Source organism: Mycobacterium scrofulaceum, assembly GCF_001667885.1.
In the GTDB taxonomy this organism is placed as follows: Bacteria; Actinomycetota; Actinomycetes; order Mycobacteriales; family Mycobacteriaceae; genus Mycobacterium; species Mycobacterium scrofulaceum_C.
Map to the genome: position 1 here is coordinate 25,670 of NZ_LZJW01000040.1, position 24,745 is coordinate 50,414.

Here is a 24,745-nt window from a genome sequence, read left to right on the forward strand (position 1 = left end):
ACTGAAACCACGCACACGTTTGCCGGCGTGTCGTGTGCGTGGTTGCAGTGTCGCGGTCCGACGGGCGTCGTCGGGCCTGCCTCAATGAGTGGTGACCCGCGGCGGCGCCAAGCCGGCCGACGCGCACAACCACTAGGCTGGCGGGGTGTTTGAATCGCTGTCCGACCGGTTGACCGGTGCACTTCAGGGACTACGCGGCAAGGGTCGACTGACCGACGCCGACATCGAGGCCACCACCCGCGAGATCCGGCTGGCGCTGCTGGAAGCCGACGTGTCGTTGCCCGTGGTGCGGGCGTTCGTCACCCGGATCAAGGAGCGCGCCCGGGGCGCCGAGGTTTCCGGTGCCCTCAACCCGGCGCAGCAGGTCGTCAAGATCGTCAACGAAGAGCTCATCGGCATCCTGGGCGGCGAGACCCGCCAGCTGGCCTTCGCCAAGACGCCGCCGACCGTGGTGATGCTTGCCGGCCTGCAGGGTTCCGGTAAGACCTCATTGGCCGGCAAGCTGGCCGCCTGGCTGCGCGGTCAGGGGCACACCCCGCTGCTGGTGGCCTGCGACCTGCAGCGGCCGGCCGCGGTGAACCAGCTGCGAGTAGTCGGTGAGCGCGCCGGGGTACCGGTGTTCGCGCCCCATCCCGGCGAATCGCCCGAATCGGGGCCCGGCGACCCGGTCGCGGTGGCCGCCGCGGGGCTCGCCGAAGCCCGGGCCAAGCACCACGACGTCGTCATCGTCGACACGGCGGGGCGCCTGGGCATCGACGACGAGCTGATGGCCCAGGCCGCGGCCATCCGCGACGCCGTCAACCCCGACGAGGTGCTGTTCGTGCTCGACGCGATGATCGGGCAGGACGCCGTCACCACCGCGGAGGCCTTCCGCGAGGGCGTCGGCTTCACCGGCGTCGTGCTGACCAAGCTCGACGGCGACGCCCGCGGCGGCGCGGCGTTGTCGGTCCGCGAGGTGACCGGCGTCCCAATCCTTTTCGCGTCCACCGGGGAGAAGCTGGAGGACTTCGACGTCTTCCACCCGGACCGGATGGCCAGCCGCATCCTGGGCATGGGCGACGTGCTGAGCCTGATCGAACAGGCCGAGCAGGTCTTCGACGCCGAACAGGCCGAGGCCGCCGCCGCCAAGATCGGCACCGGCGAGCTGACGCTCGAGGACTTCCTCGAGCAGATGCTCGCCATCCGCAAAATGGGTCCGATCGGCAACCTGCTGGGCATGTTGCCCGGGGCCGGGCAGATGAAGGACGCGCTGGCGCAGGTCGACGACAAGCAACTCGACCGCCTGCAGGCCATCATCCGCGGCATGACGCCCGAGGAGCGGGCCGACCCGAAGATCATCAACGCCTCCCGGCGGCTGCGCATCGCCAACGGGTCCGGCGTCTCGGTGTCCGACGTCAACCAGCTGGTCGACCGCTTCTTCGAGGCCCGCAAGATGATGTCGTCGATGCTCGGCGGCATGGGCATTCCCGGCATGGGCCGCAAGTCGGCGACCCGAAAGGCCAAGGGCGCGAAGGGCAAGAAGGGCAAGAAGGGTGGCCGCGGTCCGACCCCGCCCAAGGTCCGCAACCCACTCGGCGCCGGGATGCCGGGCATGCCGGCCGGTTTCCCGGACCTGTCGCACATGCCCGAGGGCCTCAACGAACTGCCGCCGGGGCTGGCGGACTTCGACCTGTCCAAGCTCAAGTTCCCAGGCAACCCGGGTAGAAACTAGCCCGCCGTGCGCGTGCACGTGCGAGGCGTCGGGCTGCCCGACGAGACCCCGACCGAGCTGTGGATCGTCGACGGCCGCATCAGCGCCGAACCGGTCGCCGGCGCAGACACCGTCTTTGATGGCGGCTGGATTCTGCCCGGCCTCGTCGACGCCCACTGTCACGTCGGCCTCGGTGAGCGCGGCGAGATCCCCCTCGACGACGCGATCGCCCAAGCCGAAATCGAACGCGACGTCGGTGCGCTGCTGCTGCGGGACTGCGGCTCACCCACCGACACCCGCAGCCTCGACGATCACGACGACCTGCCGCGCATCATCCGGGCCGGGAAACACCTGGCCAGGCCCAAGCGCTACGCGGCGGGCTTCTCGCGCGAGCTCGAAGACGAGTGGCAGCTGCCCGAGGCGGTCGCGGAAGAGGCGCGCCGCGGGGACGGCTGGATCAAGCTGGTCGGCGACTGGATCGATCGCACCGTCGGCGACCTCGCTCCGCTGTGGTCCGACGACGTGCTCAAGGCCGCGATCGAGACCGCGCACGCCCACGGCGCCCGCGTCACCGCGCACGTCTTCAGCGAGGACGCGCTGCCCGGCCTGATCAACGCCGGTATCGACTGCATCGAGCACGGGACCGGCCTCACCGACGACACCATCGAGCTCATGGCCGAACAGGGCACCGTCCTGGTCCCCACGCTCGTCAACATCGTCGAGAATTTCCCCGGCATCGCCGCTGCCGCCGCCGAGAAGTATCCGACCTACGCCGCCCACATGCGCGATTTGCATGCCCGCGGCCCGGGGCGGCTCGCCGCGGCGCGCGATGCAGGTGTGCCGATCTACGCCGGCAGTGACGCGGGCACCATGGTCGCTCCCGGCCGCATCGCCGACGAGGTCGAGGCGCTCAAGGGCATCGGGATGAGCGGAGGTGAGGCGCTGGGCGCGGCGTGCTGGGACGCCCGCCGGTGGCTGGGCCGGCCCGGCCTCGATCACGGCGCGTCCGCGGACCTGGTGTGCTACTCGGACGACCCGCGGTCGGGGCCGGCCGTCCTGCGCCGCCCGGACCTGGTGATATTGCGCGGCAAGGTTTTTCGTCCTTCGGCGTAGCTCGCGCGGGCCGCGGCCAACGCCGTCGGCGGCGCGCGCCTTAGACGCCGGTTCGCGACCCGCGCCGCCCTTAAGCAACGACCCCCGCCGTCCCCGAGTTGCATCGGCCCTGGTCAGAGGCTCGCCACGCCGACATCCAGAAAAGATTGCGAGTGCTTGCTATCTATGTTACGGTCTGTGCTACCACGACGACTGGAGGCAAAAGTGGCGTACGACGTGATCATCCGCGACGGGCTGTGGTTCGACGGCACCGGCTGTGCACCGCAGACCCGCACGCTGGGCATCCGCGACGGCGTGGTGGCCACGGTGTCCGACGGCGCGCTCGACGAAACGGGCTGCCCCGAGGTGATCGACGCGGCCGGCAAGTGGGTCGTGCCCGGCTTCATCGACGTGCACACCCACTACGACGCCGAGGTGTTGCTGGACCCGGGCCTGCGGGAGTCCGTGCGTCACGGTGTCACCACCGTGTTGCTGGGGAACTGCTCGCTGTCCACGGTCTACGCCAACTCCGAGGACGCCGCCGACCTGTTCAGCCGCGTCGAGGCCGTGCCCCGCGAATACGTCTACGGCGCTTTGCAAAACAAGACCTGGTCCTGCGCGGCGGAATACGTCAAGGCGATCGACGCCCTGCCGCTCGGGCCGAATATCGGCTCGCTGCTTGGCCATTCGGACCTGCGGGCCGCGGTGATGGGCCTCGACCGGGCCACCGACGCCGCAATCCAGCCCACCGACGCGGAGCTGGAGCGGATGGCGAGCCTGCTCGACGAGGCGCTCGACGCCGGGGTGCTCGGCATGTCGGGGATGGACGCGGCCATCGACAAACTCGACGGTGAACGCTTCCGCTCGCGCGCGCTGCCGTCCACCTTCGCGACCTGGCGCGAGCGGCGCAGGCTGATCAAGGTGCTGCGCAAGCGCGGCCGCATCCTGCAGAGCGCCCCTAACGTGGCGAAGCCGGCGACCGGCATGCTGTTCTTCCTGGCCAGCAGCCGGATCTTCAACCGGGGCAAGGGTGTTCGCATGAGCATGCTGGTTTCCGCCGATGCCAAGTCGATGCCGCTGTCGGTATACGTCTTCGGCCCGGGGACTCGCCTGCTCAACAAGCTTCTGGGCGCGCAGGTGCGATTCCAGCACTTGCCGGTGCCGTTCGAGTTGTACTCCGACGGGATCGACCTGCCGGTTTTCGAGGAGTTCGGTGCCGGAACCGCCGCCCTGCACCTGCGGGACCAGTTGCAGCGCAACGAGTTACTGGCCGACAAGGAATACCGCCGGAAGTTCCGTCGCGAGTTCGACCGCAAGAAGCTCGGGCCGTCGCTGTGGCATCGCGACTTCCACGACGCGGTGATCGTCGAATGTCCCGATAAGTCGTTGATAGGCAAGAGTTTTGGCGCCATCGCCGACGAGCGCAACCTGCACCCACTCGACGCGTTCCTCGACGTGCTCGTCGAAAACGGTGAACGCAATGTCCGCTGGACGACGATCGTCGCCAACCACCGCCCGAAGCTGCTCGACGCGCTGGCCAAGGAGGGCAGCGTGCACATGGGCTTCTCGGACGCCGGCGCACACCTGCGCAACATGGCCTTCTACAACTTCCCGCTCAAGCTGCTCAAGCGGGCCCGGGACGCCGCGCGGGCCGGCACGCCGTTCATGTCGACCGAGCACGCGGTGCATCGCCTGACCGGCGAACTGGGGGAGTGGTTCGGCATCGACGCCGGCACGCTGCGCCAGGGCGACCGGGCGGACTTCGTGGTGATCGACCCGGCCCGCCTCAACGAGGCGGTCGAGGGCTACTACGAGGAACAGGTGCCCTTCTACGGCGGCCTGCGACGCATGGTCAACCGCAACGACGACGCCGTCGTCGCGACCGGCGTGGGCGGCGCCGTGGTCTTCCGCGGGGGCCGGTTCCGCGACGGCTACGGCCAGACCGTCAGGTCGGGCCGCTACCTGCGGGCGGGTCAGCGGCAGCGGGGCCTCGGGGCCGCGAGAATCGGGGCCTGACGTGGCCAGAACCCAGCAGCAGCGCCGCGAGGAGACGGTCGGGCGGCTCCTCGACGCCTGCATCGACACGATCATCGAGGTCGGCTACGCCCGGGCGTCGGCCGCCGTGATCACCAAGCGCGCCGGGGTGTCGGTGGGCGCCCTGTTCCGGCACTTCGAAACGATGGGCGACTTCATGGCGGCCACGGCGTCCGAGGTGCTGCGCCGTCAGCTCGAGACGTTCACCAAGCGCGTCGCCGAGATTCCGCCCGATCGGCCGGCGCTCGAAGCCGCCCTGGGAATCCTGCGCGACGTCACCGCCGCCCCCAGCAACGCGGTGCTCTACGAACTGCTGGTCGCCGCGCGCACCGACGAAAAGCTCAGGGCCACTTTGCAACACGAGTTGCGGCAGTACTCCACCAAGATCCACGAGGCCGCCCGCGCCCTGCCCGGGGCGGAGAGCTTTCCGCAGGAGACGTTCCCGGTGCTGGTGGCGGTGCTGACCAATGTGTTCGACGGGGCCGCCGTTGTGGAAGGCGTGCTGCCGCAGCCGCAGATCTCCGAGCAACGGATTCCGATGCTGATGACGCTGTTGTCCGCGGCGGCGCCGGACGCGGACCTATAGCGAGCCGATGCTGGACTGCGGGTTGAGCGCGAAGCCCCAGTCGAACAGCGTCGCGGCCTGGTCCCAGTAGGTCGGCCCGCCGGCTTTGACCAGGCCGTACATCATCGCGATGACCAGCCGCCGGCCACCGCGTGCGGCCGCACCGACGAAGGTCTTGCGCGCGGCGTCGGTGAAGCCGGTCTTGCCGCCGATCGCGCCGGGATAGCGCTGCAACAGCTCGTCCTGATTGACGATCGGCTGATCCCCGTGGTCGCCGGGGAACATCGCCGACGGCTCGGCGGTGATCTGGGCGAACACCGGATTGGCCATCGCGGCTCGGAAGATGACGGCCAGGTCGTGCGCCGTGGAGGCCCCGGACCCGCCGGGCCCGTCAAGCCCGGACGGCGTCGCGGCGTGGGTGCTCGTCGCGCCCAGGGAGGCGGCCTTGGCGTTCATCTTCGCGACCGTGGCGTCGGCTCCGCCGAGCATGTGCGCCAGCGTGTTGGCGGCGTCATTGCCCGAGACCAGCAGCAGGCCGTCCAGCAGCTGGCGCGCGGTGTAGAGGTGGCCCGGTCTGACGCCGACACAGTTGCACTCCACCTGGGTGTCGGCGGTGTCGGCGACGACGGTGGAATCCAGGCTGACCTGGTCCAGGGTCACCAACGCCAGCAGCACCTTGATGGTGCTCGCCGGCGGATGGGCCACGTTCTGGTCGCGGCCGGCCAGCACCTGACCGCTGTCCAGGTCGGCGACGATCCAGGTCTGAGCCGGGCCGTCCGGGATCGGCACGGAGCCCACCGGCTGCATGCTGTCGGCCCACGACGCCGGGACGCCGGCAGCGCACGCACCGACCGTGAGCAGCGCCGCTGCTGCGGCCATGACCTTGCGCATGGGCCGAAAGTCTAACTTCCGGGCCTTTTCCGCGTCGATTTTCGTCTACTGTCCGATGCATGTTGAGCCTGGCCGAGATTTCCGACCGCTTAGAGATCCAGCAGCTGCTGGTGGACTACTCCACCGCCATTGACCAGCGCCGCTTCGACGATCTCGACAAGGTGTTCACCGACGACGCGTACATCGACTACACCGCGCTCGGGGGCATCGAGGGCCACTACCCGGAGGTCAAGAAGTGGCTGTCGGAGGTGCTGCCGAACTTCCCGGTGTACGCGCACATGCTGGGCAATTTCTCGGTGCAGATCGACGGCGACAAGGCGTCCTCGCGGGTGATCTGCTTCAACCCGATGGTGCTCGGCGGCGACAACGATCAGGTGCTGTTCTGCGGGCTCTGGTACGACGACGAGTTCGTCCGTACGCCCGAGGGCTGGCGGATGACCCGCCGGGTGGAGACGAAGGTCTTCCAGAAGGTGATGTAGACCGGGCGGCCTTCGCCGAGATTGCCGCCGCGGCCGTGCGGAACGCCCGGGCCACGACCATGGCGGCAATCTGGGCGCCATCGCCGCGATTTCTGGCGCGGCGCCCTGTTCTGGCACAATGGGCGGCTGTCCGCCGAGCGATTACGCATCGCTTCGTGGTCAGACACGCGAGGCAAAACCGGATCCGGGCATCCCGCCCCGATCGCTGAATTGCAGCGTGACACACACAGGAGAATTCGCTTAACCATGGCTGTGAAGATCAAGCTCACCCGGCTTGGCAAGATCCGCAATCCCCAGTACCGCATCGCCGTCGCCGACGCCCGGACGCGGCGCGACGGCCGCTCCATCGAGGTCATCGGTCGTTACCACCCGAAGGAAGACCCGAGCCTCATCGAGATCAACTCCGAGCGCGCCCAGTACTGGCTGTCCGTCGGCGCTCAACCCACCGAGCCCGTCCTCAAGCTGCTGAAGATCACCGGCGACTGGCAGAAGTTCAAGGGTCTGCCCGGCGCGGAGGGCCGCTTGAAGGTCGCCCCGCCCAAGCCCAGCAAGCTCGAGCTGTTCAACGCCGCGCTGGCGGAGGCCGAGGGCGGCCCGACCACCGAGGCCGCCAAGCCGAAGAAGAAGGCGCCGGCGAAGAAGGCCGCCAAGGCCGCCGAGCCGGAGGCTGCCGCGCCGGAAGCCGCCGCCGAGGCTCCCGCTGAGGCCGCGCCGGCCGAGACGGCCGCCGAGGGCGGCGAGCAGGCCGAGCCGGGCACCGAAAGCTGACGCGGCGATGAGCACGGTCGTCGTTGACGCGGTGGAGCACCTGGTCCGCGGGATTGTCGACAATCCCGACGATGTCCGGGTGGACATGGTGACCAGTCGCCGCGGCCGAACTGTCGAGGTCCACGTCCATCCCGACGACCTGGGCAAGGTGATCGGCCGCGGCGGTCGGACCGCGACCGCCCTGCGCACGCTGGTCGCCGGCATCGGTGGCCGCGGTATCCGCGTCGACGTGGTGGACACCGACCAGTAGCCGCTCATGGAACTCCGTTGGAGTTGACCGTCGGGCGCGTCGCCAAGGCGCACGGCATCGGCGGCGAGGTCGTCGTCGAGATCCGCACCGACGACCCCGGCGCCCGCTTCGCCCCGGGTAACACCCTGCGCGGCAAGGCGTCCCGCGGTGGGGAAGAGCGCGACTTCGTCGTCGAGAGTGCGCGTGAGCACGGGGGGCGGCTGCTGGTGCGTTTGGCCGGGGTGACCGATCGTGACTCCGCCGACGCACTACGCGGCACCCTGTTCGTCGTCGACTCCGATGAACTGCCCCCCATCGACGAGCCGGACACCTACTACGACCACCAGCTCGAGGGTCTGCACGTCCGGACCGTGAGGGGCCGCGACGTCGGTGTCGTCGTCGAGGTGCTGCACACCGCCGCCGGCGAGCTGTTGGCGGTGCGCCGGGGCGACGGCGGGGAAGTGCTGGTGCCGTTCGTCGGCGCGATCGTCACATCGGTATCGCTGGACGACGGTGTCGTGGAGATCGATCCGCCCGAGGGCCTGCTGGATCTGGCATGAGAATCGACGTCGTCACCATCTTTCCCGCCTTCCTGGACCCGCTGCGGCAGTCGTTGCCCGGCAAGGCGATTCAGTCGGGCCGGGTCGACCTGCGGGTGCATGATTTGCGCCGGTGGACGCACGACGTGCACCGCTCGGTCGACGACGCGCCCTACGGCGGCGGCCCCGGGATGGTGATGAAGGCGCCGGTGTGGGGCGAAGCGTTGGACGAAATCTGTTCGGAGCGAACCGTTTTGGTGGTGCCCACACCCGCCGGTGCGTTGTTCACGCAGGCCGACGCCCAGCGGTGGAGCGCCGAGGAGCACCTGGTGTTCGCGTGCGGCCGCTACGAGGGCATCGACCAGCGGGTCATCGAGGATGCCGCCCGGCGGATGCGGGTGGAGGAGGTCTCGATCGGCGACTATGTCCTGCCGGGCGGGGAGTCGGCGGCCGTGGTGATGATCGAAGCCGTGGTGCGCCTGCTCGAGGGAGTGCTCGGCAATCCCGCATCGCACCTACAGGATTCGCACTCACCTGCCCTGGACCGGCTGCTCGAGGGGCCCAGCTACACCCGGCCGCCGAGTTGGCGCGGGCTCGACGTGCCCGAGGTCTTGCTCTCCGGCGACCACGCGCGCGTCGAGGCATGGCGGCGAGAGGTTTCGTTGCAGCGCACCCGCGAACGCCGCCCGGAGCTGCTGGACCCGTCTGACTAGAGCCCGCGAACGGCACTGCTGGGGCAGTCGGTTTTAGAGCCCGCGCCGCAGCGGGTCGATCCGGCCTTCGGGAAAGATCGTCTTGACCGCCCGGGTGATGGTCTCGCGGGCGGTGGCGTCGTCGGAGGGCTGCAGGGACTGCACCACCATGATGTAGCGGCGGTCGGCACCGATCACCCCGGTCGACAGGTGCATCCAGTCGCTGCCGATGCAGCACATCCAGCCCTGTTTGACCGCCACCGGTTCGGCGTACAAGCCCTCCGGGATGCCGAAGCGTTGCGGATAGCCGTCGAGGCCGTTCGGCGTGGACTGGGCCAGGTCGTCGACGATGAGCTTCGCCTTGTCGGGCGGCAGTCCGCCGGACCCGTCGAGCAGCATTTCGTAGTAGCGGACCAGGTCGGTCGTGGTGCTCATGGTGTTCCACCAGCGTCCGTCGCTGGGCGGGGTGGTCGACGCCAGTCCGTAGCGGGCCGCGACCGCGGTGATGATGGCGTTCTCGCCGCCCTGGGCCCAGAACCTCTCGGCCGCGCCGTCGTCGGAGGACTGCAACATGATGTCCAACGCCTGCCGGTCGTCGGCGCTCAGCGCGGCCTTGCCCTCGGATTCGTGCAGCAGCAGGTCGTCGGCGATGAACAGCTTGGCCACCGAGGCGGTGCCGATCACCTGGCTGTTGCCGGTGGAAACCAGCTGATGGGTCTTGCGATCGAGGATCGCCACCGACAGGGCGGCCCCGCCCGCCGCGGCCTGGTCGACCGCCTGCTGTACCCGAGCCTGCAGCCCGACGGGCCCCGGGCTGGGTAACTGCTCCTCCGGCTGCGTCGGCTTGACCGCCTCGAGCATCAGCTGCGCCCGCTGCGGGGGCGCCTGGCGCAGGCCCCCATCGGGGGTGACGAACACCGGGAAGTTGTAGACCTTGGCCTGTACCTTCGCCTCGCAACCGGCGGCCACCACCAGCGCCACCGCCGCTGTGGCGGTGAACAAAGTCAGCGGCCGAACGCGCATTCCTCTCCTCCGGCTGGCTCGGACGGTGCACAGGCGCGGGCCGCGTCGCGCCACCTGATCCGGCCGTCACGCAAGATCCGGTAGCGCGTTCTGGCCCCAGTCATATGTACCATTCACCAGCGTTTTCGGCGCGCTGCGAACCGCCTCGGAAGCTGTGATTTTCGTGGCAAGCGCCCTGTCTGGCACAATTGACCAGTTGTCTCCAGCGGTTGCCGGCCGGCCGGGCCGCTTCCGCCTGCTGCGAGATACGCGCAAGTTGCCCAAAACCATCGGCTTGGCGACCGCCTCACACCCCAGGTGAGGGCTGTTGCCGCAGGCCGCGACCGCAAGGAAGTGCCTTCTCAAGATGAACCGCCTGGACTTCGTCGACCAAGCGTCGCTGCGCGACGACATCCCGGTTTTCGGCCCGGGCGACACCATCAACGTGCACGTCAAGGTCATCGAGGGCGCCAAGGAGCGCATCCAGGTGTTCAAGGGCGTGGTGATCCGCCGGCAGGGCGGCGGCATCCGCGAGACCTTCACCGTGCGCAAGGAGAGCTACGGCGTGGGCGTCGAGCGGACCTTCCCCGTGCACTCGCCGAACATCGACCACATCGAGGTGGTGACCCGTGGCGATGTCCGCCGCGCCAAGCTGTACTACCTGCGTGAGCTCCGCGGCAAGAAGGCCAAGATCAAGGAAAAGCGCTGAGCTGGGACGGCCGGGCGGCAGTCCCGGTCGGTTTACAGCGCCACAATCTGAGCTGGCTACTCTGATCTCGTGACCGATCCCACGGACTCACCTGAGCCCCCGTCCGCCCAGTCAGAGCCGAAGGTCTCCACCCGCATCCCGGACCCTCCCGAAGGCGAGGCGGCCAAGGCTGCCGAATCGATTCCCGAGCCGGCCGACGCGCCGGAGGACGCGCCGGAGCGGACCAAGCGGTCCGCCCTGCGGGAATTCGCGCTGCTGGCGGTGATCGCGGTGGCCCTCTATTACGTGATGCTGACGTTCGTGGCGCGGCCCTACCTGATCCCGTCGGAGTCGATGGAGCCGACGCTGCACGGGTGCGCCGGCTGCGTCGGCGACCGGATCATGGTCGACAAGGTCACCTATCGCTTCGGCCCGCCGCGCCCCGGTGACGTCATCGTCTTCAAGGGGCCGCCTTCCTGGAACCTCGGCTACAAGTCGATCCGGTCCAAGAACACCGTGCTGCGCTGGGCGCAGGACGCGCTGTCCTTCATCGGCTTCGTGCCTCCCGACGAGAACGACCTGGTCAAACGGGTCATCGCGGTCGGGGGACAGACGGTGCAGTGCCGCGCCGACACCGGTTTGACGGTCGACGGCAAGCCCCTCAAGGAGCCCTACCTGGATCCGGCCACGATGATGGCCGACCCGTCGGTGTACCCGTGCCTGGGCAGCGAGTTCGGGCCGGTCACCGTCCCGCAGGGGCGGCTGTGGGTGATGGGCGACAACCGGACGCATTCGGCCGACTCCCGCGCCCACTGCACCAGCGTCCCGGCCGAGGCGCTCAAGGGCATCTTGTGTACCGGCGATCCGACGTCGGGGACGGTCCCCGTGGCCAACGTGATCGGCAAGGCGAGGTTCATCGTGTGGCCGCCGGGGCGCTGGGGCGGCGTGTCTTCGGTGAACCCGCAGCAGCATCAGTAGCCATGGCCACGACGTGGCCGCCGCGGACGGTGATCCGCAAATCGTCGGGATTGCGCACCCTGGAATCCGCGCTGTACCGCAGCGGGTTGGGCCCGGTCGCGGGCGTGGACGAAGTCGGCCGCGGCGCCTGCGCCGGCCCGCTGGTGGTGGCCGCCTGTGTGCTTGGCCCGGGACGGCTGGAAAGCCTTGCAGCCCTTGATGATTCGAAGAAGCTCACCGAGGCCGCCCGGGAGAAGCTGTTCCCATTGATCCGCCGCTACGCGCTGGCCTACCACGTGGTGTTCATCCCGCCGGCCGAGGTGGACCGGCGCGGCGTGCACGTCGCGAACATCGAGGGCATGCGGCGTGCCGTCGCAGGCCTGCCGGTGCGGCCCGGGTATGTGCTCAGCGACGGATTCCGCGTCCCCGGGCTGCCGGTGCCGTCGCTGCCGGTCATCGGGGGCGACGCGGTGGCGGCCTGCATCGCCGCGGCCAGCGTGCTGGCGAAGGTGAGCAGGGACCGGCTGATGGTCGCCATGGACGCCGACCACCCGGGTTACGGCTTCGCTGAGCACAAGGGTTACAGCACACCGGCGCACAGCGCAGCGCTGACGCAGCTGGGGCCGTGCCCCGAACACCGCCATTCCTTCATCAACGTCCGGCGGGTGGCCATAGGGTCACAGGGGCGGGGTGGCCGCGTGGTGGCCGAATGCAGACCGGACCTCCGCCCGCGCGCGGCGGATATCGGTGAGGAAAGATGGGACCAGGATTCCCTGGGCGGAACGCCGGGGAAGTGTTTCTCCGAGAAGGACGTCTGAACAGATGAGTGCCGAGGATCTCGAAAAGTACGAAACCGAGATGGAGCTCTCGCTGTACCGCGAATACAAGGACATCGTCGGGCAGTTCAGCTACGTCGTGGAAACCGAGCGGCGGTTCTACCTGGCCAACAGCGTCGAGATGGTGCCGCGCAACGCCGACGGCGAGGTGTATTTCGAGCTGCGGCTGTCCGACGCGTGGGTGTGGGACATGTACCGGCCGGCGCGGTTCGTCAAGCAGGTGCGGGTGGTGACGTTCAAGGACGTCAACATCGAAGAGGTGGAAAAGCCCGAGCTGCGGCTGCCCGAATAGTCGGGCCTAGCCTTCTTCCGGGGGCGGCAGCTGGCCGCGTCTCTCGATGACCACCCGCGCGACGTCGGCCAGCTTGATGTTCAGCGACTGGGAATGGCGGCGCAGCAGTTCGAACGCCTGGTCCTCGCTCATGTCGTGCAGCAGCATCAGCATGCCGACCGCCTTGCCGATCTCGCGGTTGCTCATCAGTCCCCGGCGCAGGCTGCTGGCGTCCTCGCCCTTGGCGACCGCGTTGATGGCCACGCTGGCGAACGAGGCGAGCACCGCCGCACGCCCGGCCGCCTCGGCGTCGAACAGGTTGGGGGTGTCGCTGAAGAGGTTGAGCGCGGCCGCCTTGCGTTTGTCCACCAGCAGCCGAAAGCCCATCGCCCCGCGCACCGGGGTTTCCGCCACCAGGACCTTCGCCAGCTTGGGCCACAGCGACGGCGAGGTGAGGTCGGGGTCGATCTGCGGGGTTTCCTCCTCGATGGCGTCGATGCACGGCCCGTCGCCCGAACGCCGTTCCAGCTCGTCGACCTCCTGCGCCAGCCGGTCACTCGCGCCGACGGTGACGTAGCGGTCGCCTTCGCGCACCAAGAGGCTGGCGTGGTCGCATCCGGGGACGACCAGGGTGGCGGCGACGCAGATGGCCGCATACATCTGGCCGGCGTCCGAGCCCTGGTAGATGATCTCGGCCAGCGCGGCGAAGACTGTCCCGGGGTCGGCCTTCTCCCCGCCGGGAGTCGGCCGCTCCGTGGCCGTCGAATCGTCCCCCATGCTGTGCCTCTTTTCCTGCGCAGTCGGCAGCGTGACCCGCGTTCGATCGCCGTAGATTATCGGCTCTCGTCGCTGCCCTCACATGCCGTTCGGCGCGATTGCGGCGAAATCGTCAGCCTCGGCCGTCAGTGCCGGGGCCGGCGGACATTTGCTGACATTACGGGCAGCCGCGCGCCCGGCGCTCGCGAATGGCGCCAGCTCGAGGCGGCGCCATGGGTGACGTTTCCCACCAGTGGTTTCGGCGGGCCTTGGAGGGGAAAGAGTCCTGGGGTGGGAATTACCGTCGCGGTGACCGGGCCGACCGGTGAGATCGGGATGTCCGCGGTGACGGCGCTGGAGCGCGAACCGGCCGTGGACGCCATCATCGGGATGGCGCGCCGGCCGTTCGACCCGTCCTCGCGCGGCTGGCAGAAGACCACCTACCAGCAGGGCGACATTCTCGACCGCGAGGCCGTCGACGCCCTCGTGGCCCAGGCCGACGTGGTGATCCACCTGGCCTTCATCATCATGGGTTCGCGCGAAGAGAGCGCCCGCATCAACCTGCAGGGCACCCGCAACGTGTTCGAGGCGACGGTCGCCAGCGAGCGGACCCGGCGCCTGGTGTACACGTCGTCGGTGGCGGCCTACGGGTACCACCGCGACAACCCGGACCCGCTGACCGAGGACGTGCCGGCGCGGGGCTCCGAGGAGCACTACTACTCGGAGCAGAAGGCGGCGTGTGAGGCCCTGCTCGGCGAGATCACCAAGGACTCGCCCCTGGAAGTCTTCGTGTTGCGGCCGTGCATCGTCGCCGGTCCCAACGCCACCGCCCTCGCCGACGCGATGCCGTGGAACCAGCTGCCCGGCCCGATGCGAGCCGTGGTCAAGGCGGTGCCGGTACTGAAGCCGGTGGTCCCCGACCCGGGCTACCCGCTGCAGCTGGTGCACCACGACGACGGCGCGAGCGCGATCGCGCTCGCGGCCACCGCGCCGGCGCCGCCCGGCGCGTACAACATCGCCGGCGACGGGGTCGTCACGGTGGCCGACGTGGCCAGGGCGCTTGGTGGCCGCCCGGTCCGGGTCCCCGCCGCCGCGGCCGTCGCGGCGTCGGCGGCGCTTTCCCGCGTGCCGCTCGTTCCGTCCATGCTGGAATGGCTGCACACCGCACGCACGTCCATGGTCATGGACACCACCAAGGCGCGCACCCAACTCGGCTGGCGGCCGGTCCACTCCTCGGCGGAAACCCTGACCGCGCTGGCCTCGGCGCTATGAGGCCGAGGTAGTTTTGCTGCGTGAGGTCTCTGCGCTCCGCCGCAATGCCCGCCGACGGTGAAATCGCCTCGTGCGGCGCGTAACTGAGCGCCGGCGGGTGAAGCACCTGACCGCCGGTAAAGCCAGCACCCGGCCCGAGAGCCTGGTCGTCGAGGAACCGCTCGAGATCCGGGTGAACGGCGCGGCGGTCACCGTGACCATGCGCACTCCAGGGGCGGATTTCGAACTGGCGCAAGGCTTTCTGCTCACCGAGGGAATCATCGCGGGCCGCGACGACGTGCAGACCATCCGCTATTGCGGTGGCGCCGTCGAGGGCGCGAACACCTATAACGTCCTGGACGTGACGCTGGCCGCGGGCGTCGCGGCGCCCAGCCTCGACGTGACCCGAAACTTTTACACCACCTCCTCGTGCGGCGTCTGCGGCAAGGCGTCGCTGGATGCGGTGCGGTTGATCGGCCGCTTCGCCCCCGGGGCGGATCCCGCGACTCTTGCGGCGGCCACGCTCGAGGCGATGCCCGCCCAACTGCGTTCCGCGCAGAAGGTTTTCGACAGCACCGGCGGCCTGCACGCCGCCGCGCTGTTCGAGGTCGATGGGACCATGCTCGCGGTGCGCGAGGACGTCGGCAGGCACAACGCCGTCGACAAAGTCATCGGCTGGGCGCTGGAACAGCGCCGGGTGCCGCTGGAGGGCTCCGTGCTGCTGGTGAGTGGGCGGGCCTCCTTCGAGTTGACGCAGAAGGCGGTGCTGGCGGGGATTCCGGTGCTGGCCGCCGTGTCCGCGCCGTCGTCGCTGGCGGTCTCGTTGGCCGAGGAGTCGGGGATCACGTTGGTCGCCTTTCTGCGCGAGGACTCGATGAACATCTACACCCGGGCCGATCGCATCCGCTAGACGCATCCGGCCGGTTGTGGATGAACGCGGCACTGGGGATAACCGGCCGTCGCGGACGGCTCACCCGCGCCGCTGCGGCCCGCCGTGTCGGGGCCGGCCCGCACAGTGGCCGGCATGACGACCGAAACGACGTTGACCCGGGTCCAGCTCGGCGCGCTGGGTGAGGCGCTCGCCGTGGATCACCTGACGAGGGCGGGATTGCGTGTCCTGCAACGTAACTGGCGGTGCCGCTACGGCGAGCTCGACGTGATCGCCTGCGATGACGCCACCCGCACGGTGGTGTTCGTCGAGGTGAAGACGCGCACCGGCGACGGCTACGGCGGGCTGGCCTACGCGGTCACCGAGCGTAAGGTCCGCCGGTTGCGCCGCCTGGCCGGGCTGTGGCTGGCGGGCCAGGACGCGCGTTGGGCGGCGCTGCGCATCGACGTGATCCGGGTGCGGATCGGGCGCCGGCGCACCCCCGAAATCACCCATCTGCAAGGGATCGGCTGATGGCACTGGGCCGCGCGTTCTCGGTCGCCGTCCGCGGCGTGGACGGACAGATCGTGGAGATCGAAGCCGACATCACCTCCGGACTGCCGGGCGTTCATCTGGTGGGTCTGCCGGACGCCGCCCTGCAGGAATCCCGCGACCGGGTCAGGGCCGCGGTCACCAACTGCGGCAACAGCTGGCCGATGGCGCGGCTCACGCTCGCGCTGTCACCGGCGACGCTGCCCAAAATGGGGTCCGTCTACGACATCGCCCTGGCCGCGGCGGTCCTGTCGGCGCAGCGCAAGAACCCGTGGGATCGCCTGGAGAAGACGGTGCTGCTGGGCGAGCTGTCGCTGGACGGCCGGGTGCGCCCGGTGCGCGGCGTGCTGCCGGCGGTGCTGGCCGCCAAGCGCGACGGCTGGCCGGCCGTCGTCGTCCCGGTCGACAACCTGGCCGAGGCCAGCCTGGTCGACGGCATCGACGTCTGGGGCGTGCGCACGCTGGGGCAGTTGCAGAAATGGCTCAGCGGATCCGTCGCCCTGCAGAACCGGATCACCACCACGCCCACCCCGCCGGAACCCGCGATGGATCTGGCCGATGTGGTCGGGCAGACGCAGGCGCGGTTTGCGGTCGAGGTGGCCGCCGCCGGTTCACACCACCTCATGCTCACGGGACCACCGGGTGTCGGCAAAACGATGCTCGCCCAACGGCTTCCGGGGCTGCTTCCGCCGCTGTCGGAGAGTGAGTCACTCGAGGTCACCGCGATCCATTCGGTGGCCGGGCTGCTGTCGGGGGAGACGCCGCTGATCACCACGCCGCCGTTCGTGGCGCCGCATCACAGCTCGAGCATGGCGGCGCTCGTCGGCGGGGGCTCGGGCATGGCGCGCCCCGGGGCGGTCAGCCGCGCGCATCGCGGGGTGCTCTTCCTCGACGAATGCGCGGAGATCAGCGTCAGCGCGTTGGAAGCCTTGCGAACGCCGTTGGAGGATGGGGAGATTCGGCTCGCCCGACGCGACGGTGTGGCCTGCTACCCGGCCCGCTTTCAGTTGGTGCTGGCCGCCAACCTGTGCCCCTGCGCGCCCGCCGACCCGCAGGACTGCATCTGTGCCGCCGCGGCCAAGCGTCGCTACCTCGGCAAGCTGTCCGGTCCACTGCTCGACCGGGTGGACCTGCGGGTGCAGATGCACTCGGTGCGCGCGGGCGCGTTCTCCGGCGGCGAAGCCGAGTCGACGGCCCAGGTTCGGCAGCGGGTGGCCCAGGCCCGCGCGGCCGCGGCCCAGCGGTGGTCGCCGCACGGATTCCGCACCAACGCCGAAGTCAGCGGGGCGCTGCTGCGCCGGAAGTTCCGTCCCGGCAATGCGGCGATGGCCCCGCTGCAGAAGGCGCTGGATCGTGGGGTGCTCAGCATCCGCGGCCTGGACCGGACTCTTCGGGTCGCGTGGAGCCTGACCGATCTGGCCGGCGGGGTGTCGCCCGGGCTGGATGAGGTCGCGGCCGCGCTGAGCTTCCGGCAGCCGGGGGCGCAGCGATGAGTGCCGGCCGCGGATCACCAGTACGCGTGCGTCAACCAGTCGTTGTGGCCGCCGCGGACCGCTATCGCGGCGGTCACCAGGATGGCGAAGGCCCGGGCGAACTGTGCCATCGCGCGACCGCCCTCGCCGCGCTGTTCCATGTCATGCAACGCGACGAACGCGAGGCCGCCGCTGAGGATCGGGATGGGCATGCCGCACCAGCTGACCAGGCTCAACGCGAACGCCGCAACCGCCCAAGGGTTGATGGGGCGGGCGGGTGCCGCGAGCTGGGTCGGCGCGCAGACGATCATTGTTCGCTCCGTTCCTTGCCGGCCGCGCGATGGCGAATGGGTGTCGACGACAACACATTCGCGGATGGGGCTAAAAGGATCCTTGGCGAACACTTGAAGTCGGGGGCGCCCCAATGTTGACCGCTGTCGACGACCCCGTACTGCGGTCCTGGGCATACCTGTCCCGGGTGGCCGAGCCGCCCTGCGCCGAACTGGCAGCGCTGGTGCGGTCCGTCGGCCCGGTGGAGGCGGCCGAGCGGGTGCGCCGCGGTCTGGTCGACGACGATGTCGCGCGGCAAACGGAGGCGAGGCGCGAAATCGACTGTGCCGCAGCCGACCTCGAGCTGCTCGCCCGTCGCGGGGGACGGTTGGTCACCCCCGACGACGACGAGTGGCCGCTGCTGGCGTTCGCCGCCTTCGGGAGCGCCTCGGGCAAGGCGCGCGGCGCGGCCCCAATGGTGTTGTGGGCACAGGGCCCGGCCCGGCTGGACGAGGTGGCGGACCGCGCGGCCGCCGTGGTGGGTACGCGGGCCGCGACGGCATATGGCGAACACGTGACCGAGGACTTGGCGGTCGGGCTGGCGCAACGGGAGGTGGCCGTCGTTTCCGGCGGCGCGTACGGAATCGACGGCGCGGCACACCGGGCGGTGCTGAACGCCGACGGCATCACTGTGGCGGTCCTGGCCGGGGGACTCGACATTCCGTATCCGAGCGGCCATGCGGCGCTGCTGCATCGCGTCGGCCAACACGGCCTGCTCTTCACCGAATACCCGCCCGGCGTCCGGCCCGCGCGCCACCGATTCCTGACCCGCAACCGGCTGGTGGCCGCCGTCACCGGGGCCGCGGTGGTGGTCGAAGCCGGGCTGCGCAGCGGCGCGGCGAACACCGCCGCGTGGGCGCGGGCGCTGGGGCGGGTGGTGGCCGCGGTTCCCGGCCCCGTGACGTCGTCGGCGTCCGCCGGCTGCCACGCGCTGCTGCGCAACGGCGCCGAGCTGGTCACCCGCGCCGACCACATCGTCGAGCTCATCGGTCGCATCGGCGAGCTGGCCGCCGATGAAGCGCGCCCCACGACCGCGCTCGACGGGCTGAGCGACGCCGAGCGCCGGGTGTACGAGGCGCTGCCGGGGCGCGGCGCCGCAACCGTCGAGCAGCTCGCGGTCGCGTCGGGGCAGGTGCCCGAGCGGGTGCTGGGGCCGCTGGCCATGCTCGAGCTGGCCGGGTTGGTGTGCCGTCACGAGGGCGGGTGGCGACTTCTCCGGGCCGCGAGCGGCCAAGCTGCATCGACGACGCGGCTCGTATAGTCGACGGGGGTCGGGCGGGGACAGGAGGACAAGTGGCGGGTCGACCTCTGCAACGCTTCGAGGTTGTCGATACCAAGGAGCTCACACCGCACATGGTCGCGGTCGTGCTGGGCAGCAAGGACTTCGACGCCTTCGTGCCCAGCAAATTCACCGACTCCTACGTCAAGTTGGCGTTCGTCGCCGACGACATCGACGTCGCGGACCTGCCCCAGCCATTGACGCTCGACAGCTTCGCCGGCCTGCCCCCCGAGAAACGGCCGTCGGTTCGCACTATGACCGTCCGCCACGTCGACAGCGCCGCCGGTCAGATCACGCTGAACATCGTCACGCACGGCGAGCACGGGATCGCGGGGCAATGGGCGGCCGCGGCGCACCCCGGCCAGCGGATCTTCCTGATGGGTCCCGGCGGTGCCTACACGCCCGACCCGTCCGCCGATTGGCATCTGCTGGCCGGCGACGAGTCGGCACTGCCGGCCATCGCCGTGGCGCTGGAAGCGTTGCCGTCGAGTGCCGTCGGCAAGGCGTTCATTGAGGTGGCGGGCCAGGAAGACGAGATCCCCCTGGCCGCGCCGGAAGGCGTGGAGGTGCATTGGGTCTATCGCGGGGGCCGGGCCGACCTGGTCCCCGAGGACCGCGCCGGCGACCACGCCCCGCTGATCGAGGCGGTCACCACCACGCCATGGCTGCCCGGGCAGGTGCACGTCTTCATTCACGGCGAGGCGCAAAGCGTCATGCACAATCTGCGGCCCTACATCCGCAAGGAGCGCGGCGTGGACGCGAAGTGGGCGTCGTCCATCTCGGGCTACTGGCGGCGTGGCCGCACCGAAGAGACCTTCCGGCAGTGGAAGAAGGAACTGGCCGAGGCGGAGTCCGGGGCCTCCTAGCGGGTTCGTCGGTCCGATCGCCGGCTGGCATCCTCTAGTTCCATGGCGCATTACGGCGATTACCAGAACGAGATCTACTTCAAGGGTCTGGGCGGGATCGCGCCCGCGCTGCCGATGGCCTTCGCGGAGCTGGAGGCCCGGGCCGAGCGGGCGATGTCGCCGTCGGTGTGGTCCTACGTCACCGGTGGCGCCGGAGACGAGCGCACCCAACGGGCCAATCGCGAGGCGTTCGACCGCTGGGGCCTGATGCCCCGCATGTTCGTCGGGGCCGCCGAGCGTGACCTGTCGGTAGAGGTGTTCGGCCTGACGCTGCCGTCACCGTTGTTCATGGCGCCGATCGGCGTGATCGGCATCTGCGCGCAAGACGGCCACGGCGACCTGGCCACCGCGCGCGCCGCCGCGGCCACCGGTGTCCCGATGGTCGTGTCCACCCTGACCGCCGACCCGCTGGAAGACGTCGCCGCGCAGTTCGGCGATACCCCCGGTTTCTTCCAGCTGTACACGCCGAAGAATCGCGAGCTCGCCGCCAGCCTGGTGCAACGGGCCGAGGCCGCCGGCTACCAGGGCATCATCGTCACCCTGGACACCTGGATTCCGGGATGGCGTCCGCGCGACCTGAGCACGGCGAATTTTCCGCAGTTGCGGGGTCTGTGCCTCAGCAACTACACCAGCGACCCGGTCTTTCGCGCCGGCCTGCAGCGCCCGCCCGAGGAGGACCCGCAGGCCACCGTGCTGCAGTGGATCACGACGTTCGGCAATCCGTTGACGTGGGACGACCTCCCGTGGTTGCGATCGCTGACCGAGCTGCCGCTCATCATCAAGGGCATCTGCCATCCCGACGACGCCCGGCGCGCCAAGGACGGCGGCGTCGACGGCATCTACTGCTCGACGCACGGCGGCCGCCAGGCCAACGGCGGCCTGCCCGCGCTGGACTGCCTGCCGGGGGTGATCGAGGCGGCCGACGGCCTGCCGGTGCTGTTCGATTCGGGCATCCGCAACGGGGCCGACATCGTCAAGGCGCTGGCGCTGGGCGCGACCGCGGTGGGCGTCGGTCGGCCGTACGCCTACGGTCTGGCGCTCGGGGGCGTCGACGGGGTCGTGCACGTGCTGCGTTCGCTGCTGGCCGAAGCGGACCTGATCATGGCCGTCGACGGCTATCCGACACTGAAAGATCTCACCCCGGACACGCTTCGGCGCGTCGACTGATCGGAGTCCGCGGCCCCTGCGAACGTTGCAGGCGTGGAGGCCATCCTCGAGGAATTCGACGAGTACCTGGCGCTGCAATGCGGCCGCTCGGCGCACACCCGTCGGGCCTACCTCGGCGACCTGCGCTCGCTGCTGACGTTCCTGGAGAGCCGCGGCGCCGGGCTGGACGGGCTGAGCCTGCCGCTCCTGCGCTCATGGTTGTCGTCCGCGGCCACCGCGGGCGCCGCCCGCACGACGCTGGCCCGTCGCACCTCGGCGGTCAAGGCGTTCACCGCGTGGGCCGCGCGGCGCGGGTTGCTGGCCGGGGACCCGGCCGCGCGGCTGCAGGTGCCCAAGGCGCACCGCACGCTGCCGGCGGTGTTGCGCCAGGACCAGGCGCTCGACGCGATGGCCGCCGCGAAATCCGGTGCGCAACAAGGTGATCCGATGGCGTTGCGGGACCGGCTGATCGTCGAAATGTTGTACGCCACCGGAATCCGGGTGAGCGAGCTCTGCGGCCTGGACATCGACGACGTGGACACCCGTTATCGGCTGGTCCGGGTGCTCGGCAAGGGCAACAAGCAGCGCACCGTGCCGTTCGGGATGCCGGCCGCCGAGGCGCTGCGCGCCTGGCTGGACCAGGGCCGGCCCGCCCTGGTGACCGCCGAGTCGGGGCCCGCCCTGCTGCTGGGCGCCCGCGGCAGGCGGCTCGACGTGCGCCAGGCCCGCACCGTGGTGCACCAAACGGTGGCCGCGGTGGACGGCGCTCCCGACATGGGCCCGCACGGGCTGCGGCACAGCGCGGCGACGCATCTGCTGGAAGGCGGCGCCGACCTGCGGGTCGTGCAGGAGCTGCTCGGCCATTCCAGCCTGGCGACCACCCAGCTCTACACCCACGTCGCCGTCTCCCGGTTGCGGGCGGTGCACGATCAGGCCCACCCTCGGGCGTGAGCGTGCACCCACGGGAGGGTGCGGACCGGGCGCCGACACACCGTGGGGGACCGCCCCGGGCGCACGCTCAGCCCCGCAGCGGCTTGAGCCGGATCGGCGTCGACTTCACCAGGCCCAGCGGATCGACGTAGTGGGCGCCGGACGCCGGCCCCCACATCGCGCCCCAGTGCAGGCACGCCGCCGCCCCGCAGCCGGCATGCCCGACCTCCAGCGAGCCGATCACGGTCCGGGCCGTCACCGGCTGACCGACCCGCACCGCGGCGCGGACCGGCTCGTAGCTGGTGCGCAGGCCACCGGGGTGGGCCAGCGACACCACCGGGCGCCCCGCCAGCTCCCCGGCGAACACGACGGTGGCGGTGCCCGCCGCGTACACCGGCTGACCGGGGGCGCCGGGCAGGTCCACCCCCCGATGCCCGGGTTTCCAGTCCGGCGCCGGCGCATCGAACCCCCGGGCCACGGCGGGCGGCGGGCGCAGCGGCCAGTCCAGGCGACCGTCGTCCGCGGCCGCCGGTGCCGCGCCCAGCATCGCCAGCCACGATAAAAGCCACCAAACCCGTCGCATCGGCTCAGTGGAGTGCGCCGGCGGCCCCGCCACCAGTCAGGTCCGGCCGGTGCTGTGCAAAACCACCAGCTGAGTCCGTGTAAACTGCTGGTCGCAGCTCGTTCGCGGGCTGACTTCGCGCGTCCGCCCCGCGTCTCCCGTTTGACTAGGAGTTCGCACCGCGTGCCGGGCGGTCCCCGCCAGGGTTTCCTGGCGAGGTCCGGCATCGCAGCAGGCGCCAGGGCCCGGCTTCACCCGATGCCGGGCGACAACCGACACAAGTAAGGCACACGCATGGCCGTCGTAACCATGAAGCAGCTGCTCGACAGCGGCACCCACTTCGGGCACCAGACCCGTCGCTGGAATCCCAAGATGAAGCGGTTCATCTTCACCGACCGCAACGGCATCTACATCATCGACCTGCAGCAGACGCTGACCTTCATCGACAAGGCGTACGAGTTCGTCAAGGAGACCGTCGCCCACGGCGGGACGGTGCTGTTCGTCGGCACCAAGAAGCAGGCGCAGGAATCGGTCGCCGCCGAGGCGACCCGCGTCGGCATGCCGTATGTGAACCAGCGCTGGCTGGGCGGCATGCTCACCAACTTCTCCACCGTGCACAAGCGGCTGCAGCGCCTCAAGGAACTCGAGGCGATGGAGCAGACCGGTGGCTTCGAGGGTCGCACCAAGAAGGAAATCCTGATGCTGACCCGGGAGAAGAACAAGCTGGAGCGCAGCCTGGGCGGTATCCGCGACATGGCCAAGGTGCCGTCGGCGATCTGGGTCGTCGACACCAACAAGGAGCACATCGCCGTTGGCGAGGCCCGCAAGCTGGGCATCCCGGTCATCGCGATCCTGGACACCAACTGCGACCCCGACGAGGTCGACTACCCGATCCCGGGCAACGACGACGCGATCCGCTCGGCCGCGCTGCTGACCAAGGTGATCGCCTCCGCGGTCGCCGAGGGCTTGCAGGCCCGCGCCGGCGTCGGCCGCGGCGACGGCAAGCCCGAGGCGGAAGCCGCCGAGCCGCTGCCCGAATGGGAGCAGGAACTGCTGGCCTCCGCCGCCGCCAGCGCCCCCACCGACGCCGCTGCGGGCGCCACCGAACCAACCACAGACCCTTCATAGGAAGGCTGATATGGCCAACTTCACCGCCGCCGACGTCAAGAAGCTCCGTGAGCTCACCGGCGCCGGCATGCTCGACTGCAAGAACGCGCTGGCCGAGAGCGACGGCGACTTCGACAAGGCCGTCGAGGCGTTGCGCATCAAGGGCGCCAAGGACGTCGGCAAGCGTGCCGAGCGCGCCACGGCCGAGGGCCTGGTCGCCGCGCAGGGTGGCGCGCTGATCGAGCTGAACTCGGAGACGGACTTCGTCGCCAAGAACGCCGAGTTCCAGAAGCTCGCCGACGACATCGTCGCGGCCGCCGCGCAGTCCAAGGCCACCGACGTTGACGCGTTGAAGAGCGCCAAGGCCGGTGACACCACGGTCGAGCAGGCCATCGCCGACCTGTCGGCCAAGATCGGCGAGAAGCTGGAACTGCGTCGCGTCGCGTACTTCGACGGCACCGTCGAGGCCTACCTGCACAAGCGCGCGGCCGACCTGCCGCCCGCCGTCGGTGTCCTGGTGGAGTACCAGGGCTCGGATGCCGAGGCCGCGCACTCGGTCGCGCTGCAGATCGCCGCCCTCAAGGCGCGTTTCCTGTCCCGCGAGGACGTTCCCGAGGACGTCGTGGCCAGCGAGCGCCGCATCGCCGAGGAAACGGCCAAGGCGGAGGGCAAGCCGGAGCAGGCGCTGCCCAAGATCGTCGAAGGCCGGCTGAACGGTTTCTTCAAGGACGCGGTGCTGCTGGAGCAGCCGTCGGTGTCCGACAGCAAGAAGACGGTCAAGGCGCTGCTCGACGAGGCCGGCGTCACGGTGACGCGGTTCGTGCGCTTCGAAGTGGGCCAGGCCTAAGCCCCGC

Annotated in this window: 27 protein-coding genes and 1 pseudogene; 23 read left to right on the forward strand and 5 right to left on the reverse strand. The window is 70.1% G+C overall.

Annotated features, from left to right (window positions below; all coding sequences use genetic code 11):
• Window positions 1-145: 145 nt before the first annotated feature.
• From ffh to A5681_RS04500, 4 genes are all read left to right on the forward strand, one after another.
• Window positions 146-1,711 carry a signal recognition particle protein gene (gene ffh, locus A5681_RS04485; protein ID WP_067269781.1) on the forward strand — a complete coding sequence of 522 codons (1,566 nt, stop codon included), beginning with the start codon at window positions 146-148 and terminating at the stop codon, window positions 1,709-1,711.
• 6 nt (window positions 1,712-1,717) lie between these two features.
• Window positions 1,718-2,803: a metal-dependent hydrolase family protein gene (locus A5681_RS04490; protein WP_067269783.1), complete on the forward strand. Its 1,086-nt coding sequence runs from the start codon at window positions 1,718-1,720 to the stop codon at window positions 2,801-2,803.
• 165 nt (window positions 2,804-2,968) lie between these two features.
• Entirely contained in the window at window positions 2,969-4,798 is a 1,830-nt protein-coding gene (locus A5681_RS04495; RefSeq protein WP_067269785.1) for an N-acyl-D-amino-acid deacylase family protein, read from the forward strand.
• Window position 4,799: 1 nt separating this feature from the next.
• Window positions 4,800-5,402: a TetR/AcrR family transcriptional regulator gene (locus tag A5681_RS04500; protein WP_067269787.1), complete on the forward strand. Its 603-nt coding sequence runs from the start codon at window positions 4,800-4,802 to the stop codon at window positions 5,400-5,402.
• On the opposite strand, the gene A5681_RS04505 is transcribed toward A5681_RS04500, so the two are convergent.
• Window positions 5,397-6,272, reverse strand: a complete 876-nt coding sequence (locus A5681_RS04505; RefSeq protein ID WP_067269789.1) for a D-alanyl-D-alanine carboxypeptidase family protein — start codon at window positions 6,270-6,272, stop codon at window positions 5,397-5,399. The two genes, A5681_RS04500 and A5681_RS04505, sit on opposite strands and share 6 nt — an antisense overlap.
• Window positions 6,273-6,331: 59 nt before the next feature.
• Between A5681_RS04505 and A5681_RS04510 the strand changes: the two genes are divergently transcribed.
• From A5681_RS04510 to trmD, 5 genes are all read left to right on the forward strand, one after another.
• Window positions 6,332-6,751, forward strand: coding sequence for a nuclear transport factor 2 family protein (locus tag A5681_RS04510; protein ID WP_067269791.1), 420 nt, complete (start codon window positions 6,332-6,334; stop codon window positions 6,749-6,751).
• A gap of 246 nt (window positions 6,752-6,997) precedes the next feature.
• Complete coding sequence (gene rpsP / locus A5681_RS04515) at window positions 6,998-7,519, forward strand: 30S ribosomal protein S16 (protein ID WP_067269793.1); 522 nt, start codon at window positions 6,998-7,000, stop codon at window positions 7,517-7,519.
• A 7-nt stretch (window positions 7,520-7,526) separates the two neighbouring features.
• Window positions 7,527-7,769: an RNA-binding protein gene (locus A5681_RS04520; RefSeq protein ID WP_003878715.1), complete on the forward strand. Its 243-nt coding sequence runs from the start codon at window positions 7,527-7,529 to the stop codon at window positions 7,767-7,769.
• 17 nt (window positions 7,770-7,786) lie between these two features.
• Entirely contained in the window at window positions 7,787-8,308 is a 522-nt protein-coding gene (gene rimM / locus A5681_RS04525; protein ID WP_067269794.1) for a ribosome maturation factor RimM, read from the forward strand.
• Window positions 8,305-9,000 (forward strand): tRNA (guanosine(37)-N1)-methyltransferase TrmD, encoded by a 696-nt coding sequence (gene trmD, locus A5681_RS04530; RefSeq protein ID WP_067269796.1) that lies wholly within the window; start codon window positions 8,305-8,307, stop codon window positions 8,998-9,000. Before rimM ends, trmD begins: the two co-directional genes overlap by 4 nt.
• 33 nt (window positions 9,001-9,033) lie before the next feature.
• Here trmD and A5681_RS04535 read toward each other — a convergent pair whose 3' ends face one another.
• Window positions 9,034-10,002, reverse strand: coding sequence for a hypothetical protein (locus tag A5681_RS04535; protein ID WP_067269798.1), 969 nt, complete (start codon window positions 10,000-10,002; stop codon window positions 9,034-9,036).
• A gap of 346 nt (window positions 10,003-10,348) precedes the next feature.
• Between A5681_RS04535 and rplS the strand changes: the two genes are divergently transcribed.
• The 4 genes from rplS to A5681_RS04555 all read left to right on the forward strand — a co-directional run bounded on the left by rplS (window position 10,349) and on the right by A5681_RS04555 (window position 12,754).
• Entirely contained in the window at window positions 10,349-10,690 is a 342-nt protein-coding gene (rplS, locus tag A5681_RS04540; RefSeq protein WP_007775353.1) for a 50S ribosomal protein L19, read from the forward strand.
• 69 nt (window positions 10,691-10,759) lie between these two features.
• Complete coding sequence (gene lepB, locus A5681_RS04545; RefSeq protein WP_067269801.1) at window positions 10,760-11,647, forward strand: signal peptidase I; 888 nt, start codon at window positions 10,760-10,762, stop codon at window positions 11,645-11,647.
• A 2-nt stretch (window positions 11,648-11,649) separates the two neighbouring features.
• Window positions 11,650-12,444, forward strand: a complete 795-nt coding sequence (locus A5681_RS04550) for a ribonuclease HII (RefSeq protein WP_067269803.1) — start codon at window positions 11,650-11,652, stop codon at window positions 12,442-12,444.
• A gap of 4 nt (window positions 12,445-12,448) precedes the next feature.
• Window positions 12,449-12,754, forward strand: a complete 306-nt coding sequence (locus A5681_RS04555; RefSeq protein ID WP_007171389.1) for a DUF2469 domain-containing protein — start codon at window positions 12,449-12,451, stop codon at window positions 12,752-12,754.
• A 6-nt stretch (window positions 12,755-12,760) separates the two neighbouring features.
• Here the strand turns inward: A5681_RS04555 and A5681_RS04560 are convergent, their stop codons facing one another.
• On the reverse strand, window positions 12,761-13,510 hold the full coding sequence (locus A5681_RS04560) for a GAF and ANTAR domain-containing protein (protein WP_067269805.1): 750 nt from the start codon (window positions 13,508-13,510) through the stop codon (window positions 12,761-12,763).
• 270 nt (window positions 13,511-13,780) lie between these two features.
• Here A5681_RS04560 and A5681_RS04565 point away from each other — a divergent pair, with 270 nt between their 5' ends.
• From A5681_RS04565 to A5681_RS04580, 4 genes are all read left to right on the forward strand, one after another.
• Window positions 13,781-14,761 (forward strand): NAD-dependent epimerase/dehydratase family protein, encoded by a 981-nt coding sequence (locus tag A5681_RS04565; RefSeq protein WP_067269807.1) that lies wholly within the window; start codon window positions 13,781-13,783, stop codon window positions 14,759-14,761.
• Between the two features lie 70 nt (window positions 14,762-14,831).
• Complete coding sequence (fdhD, locus tag A5681_RS04570; RefSeq protein WP_067269809.1) at window positions 14,832-15,650, forward strand: formate dehydrogenase accessory sulfurtransferase FdhD; 819 nt, start codon at window positions 14,832-14,834, stop codon at window positions 15,648-15,650.
• 114 nt (window positions 15,651-15,764) lie between these two features.
• Complete coding sequence (locus A5681_RS04575; RefSeq protein WP_067269810.1) at window positions 15,765-16,142, forward strand: YraN family protein; 378 nt, start codon at window positions 15,765-15,767, stop codon at window positions 16,140-16,142.
• A complete protein-coding gene (locus A5681_RS04580; protein WP_067269812.1) occupies window positions 16,142-17,653 on the forward strand; it encodes a YifB family Mg chelatase-like AAA ATPase in 1,512 nt (503 codons plus the stop codon). Before A5681_RS04575 ends, A5681_RS04580 begins: the two co-directional genes overlap by 1 nt.
• A gap of 14 nt (window positions 17,654-17,667) precedes the next feature.
• Here A5681_RS04580 and A5681_RS04585 read toward each other — a convergent pair whose 3' ends face one another.
• Entirely contained in the window at window positions 17,668-17,943 is a 276-nt protein-coding gene (locus A5681_RS04585; RefSeq protein WP_067269814.1) for a DUF4190 domain-containing protein, read from the reverse strand.
• 113 nt (window positions 17,944-18,056) lie between these two features.
• On the opposite strand from A5681_RS04585, the gene dprA reads away from it, so the two are divergent.
• The 4 genes from dprA to A5681_RS04605 are packed head-to-tail and all read left to right on the forward strand — an operon-like array spanning window position 18,057 to window position 22,243.
• Window positions 18,057-19,223: a DNA-processing protein DprA gene (gene dprA, locus A5681_RS04590; protein WP_067269816.1), complete on the forward strand. Its 1,167-nt coding sequence runs from the start codon at window positions 18,057-18,059 to the stop codon at window positions 19,221-19,223.
• A gap of 32 nt (window positions 19,224-19,255) precedes the next feature.
• On the forward strand, window positions 19,256-20,107 hold the full coding sequence (locus A5681_RS04595) for a siderophore-interacting protein (protein WP_067269818.1): 852 nt from the start codon (window positions 19,256-19,258) through the stop codon (window positions 20,105-20,107).
• A 42-nt stretch (window positions 20,108-20,149) separates the two neighbouring features.
• Window positions 20,150-21,313, forward strand: coding sequence for a lactate 2-monooxygenase (locus tag A5681_RS04600; protein WP_067269820.1), 1,164 nt, complete (start codon window positions 20,150-20,152; stop codon window positions 21,311-21,313).
• A 33-nt stretch (window positions 21,314-21,346) separates the two neighbouring features.
• Window positions 21,347-22,243, forward strand: coding sequence for a tyrosine recombinase XerC (locus A5681_RS04605; protein ID WP_067269822.1), 897 nt, complete (start codon window positions 21,347-21,349; stop codon window positions 22,241-22,243).
• A 76-nt stretch (window positions 22,244-22,319) separates the two neighbouring features.
• On the opposite strand, the pseudogene A5681_RS04610 reads toward A5681_RS04605, so the two are convergent.
• Window positions 22,320-22,841, reverse strand: a pseudogene (locus A5681_RS04610) (M23 family metallopeptidase); the annotation flags it as partial.
• Between the two features lie 237 nt (window positions 22,842-23,078).
• Between A5681_RS04610 and rpsB the strand changes: the two are divergent.
• A complete protein-coding gene (gene rpsB, locus A5681_RS04615; protein ID WP_067269826.1) occupies window positions 23,079-23,912 on the forward strand; it encodes a 30S ribosomal protein S2 in 834 nt (277 codons plus the stop codon).
• A 10-nt stretch (window positions 23,913-23,922) separates the two neighbouring features.
• Window positions 23,923-24,738 carry a translation elongation factor Ts gene (gene tsf / locus A5681_RS04620; protein ID WP_067269828.1) on the forward strand — a complete coding sequence of 272 codons (816 nt, stop codon included), beginning with the start codon at window positions 23,923-23,925 and terminating at the stop codon, window positions 24,736-24,738.
• The last annotated feature ends 7 nt before the right edge of the window (window positions 24,739-24,745 follow it).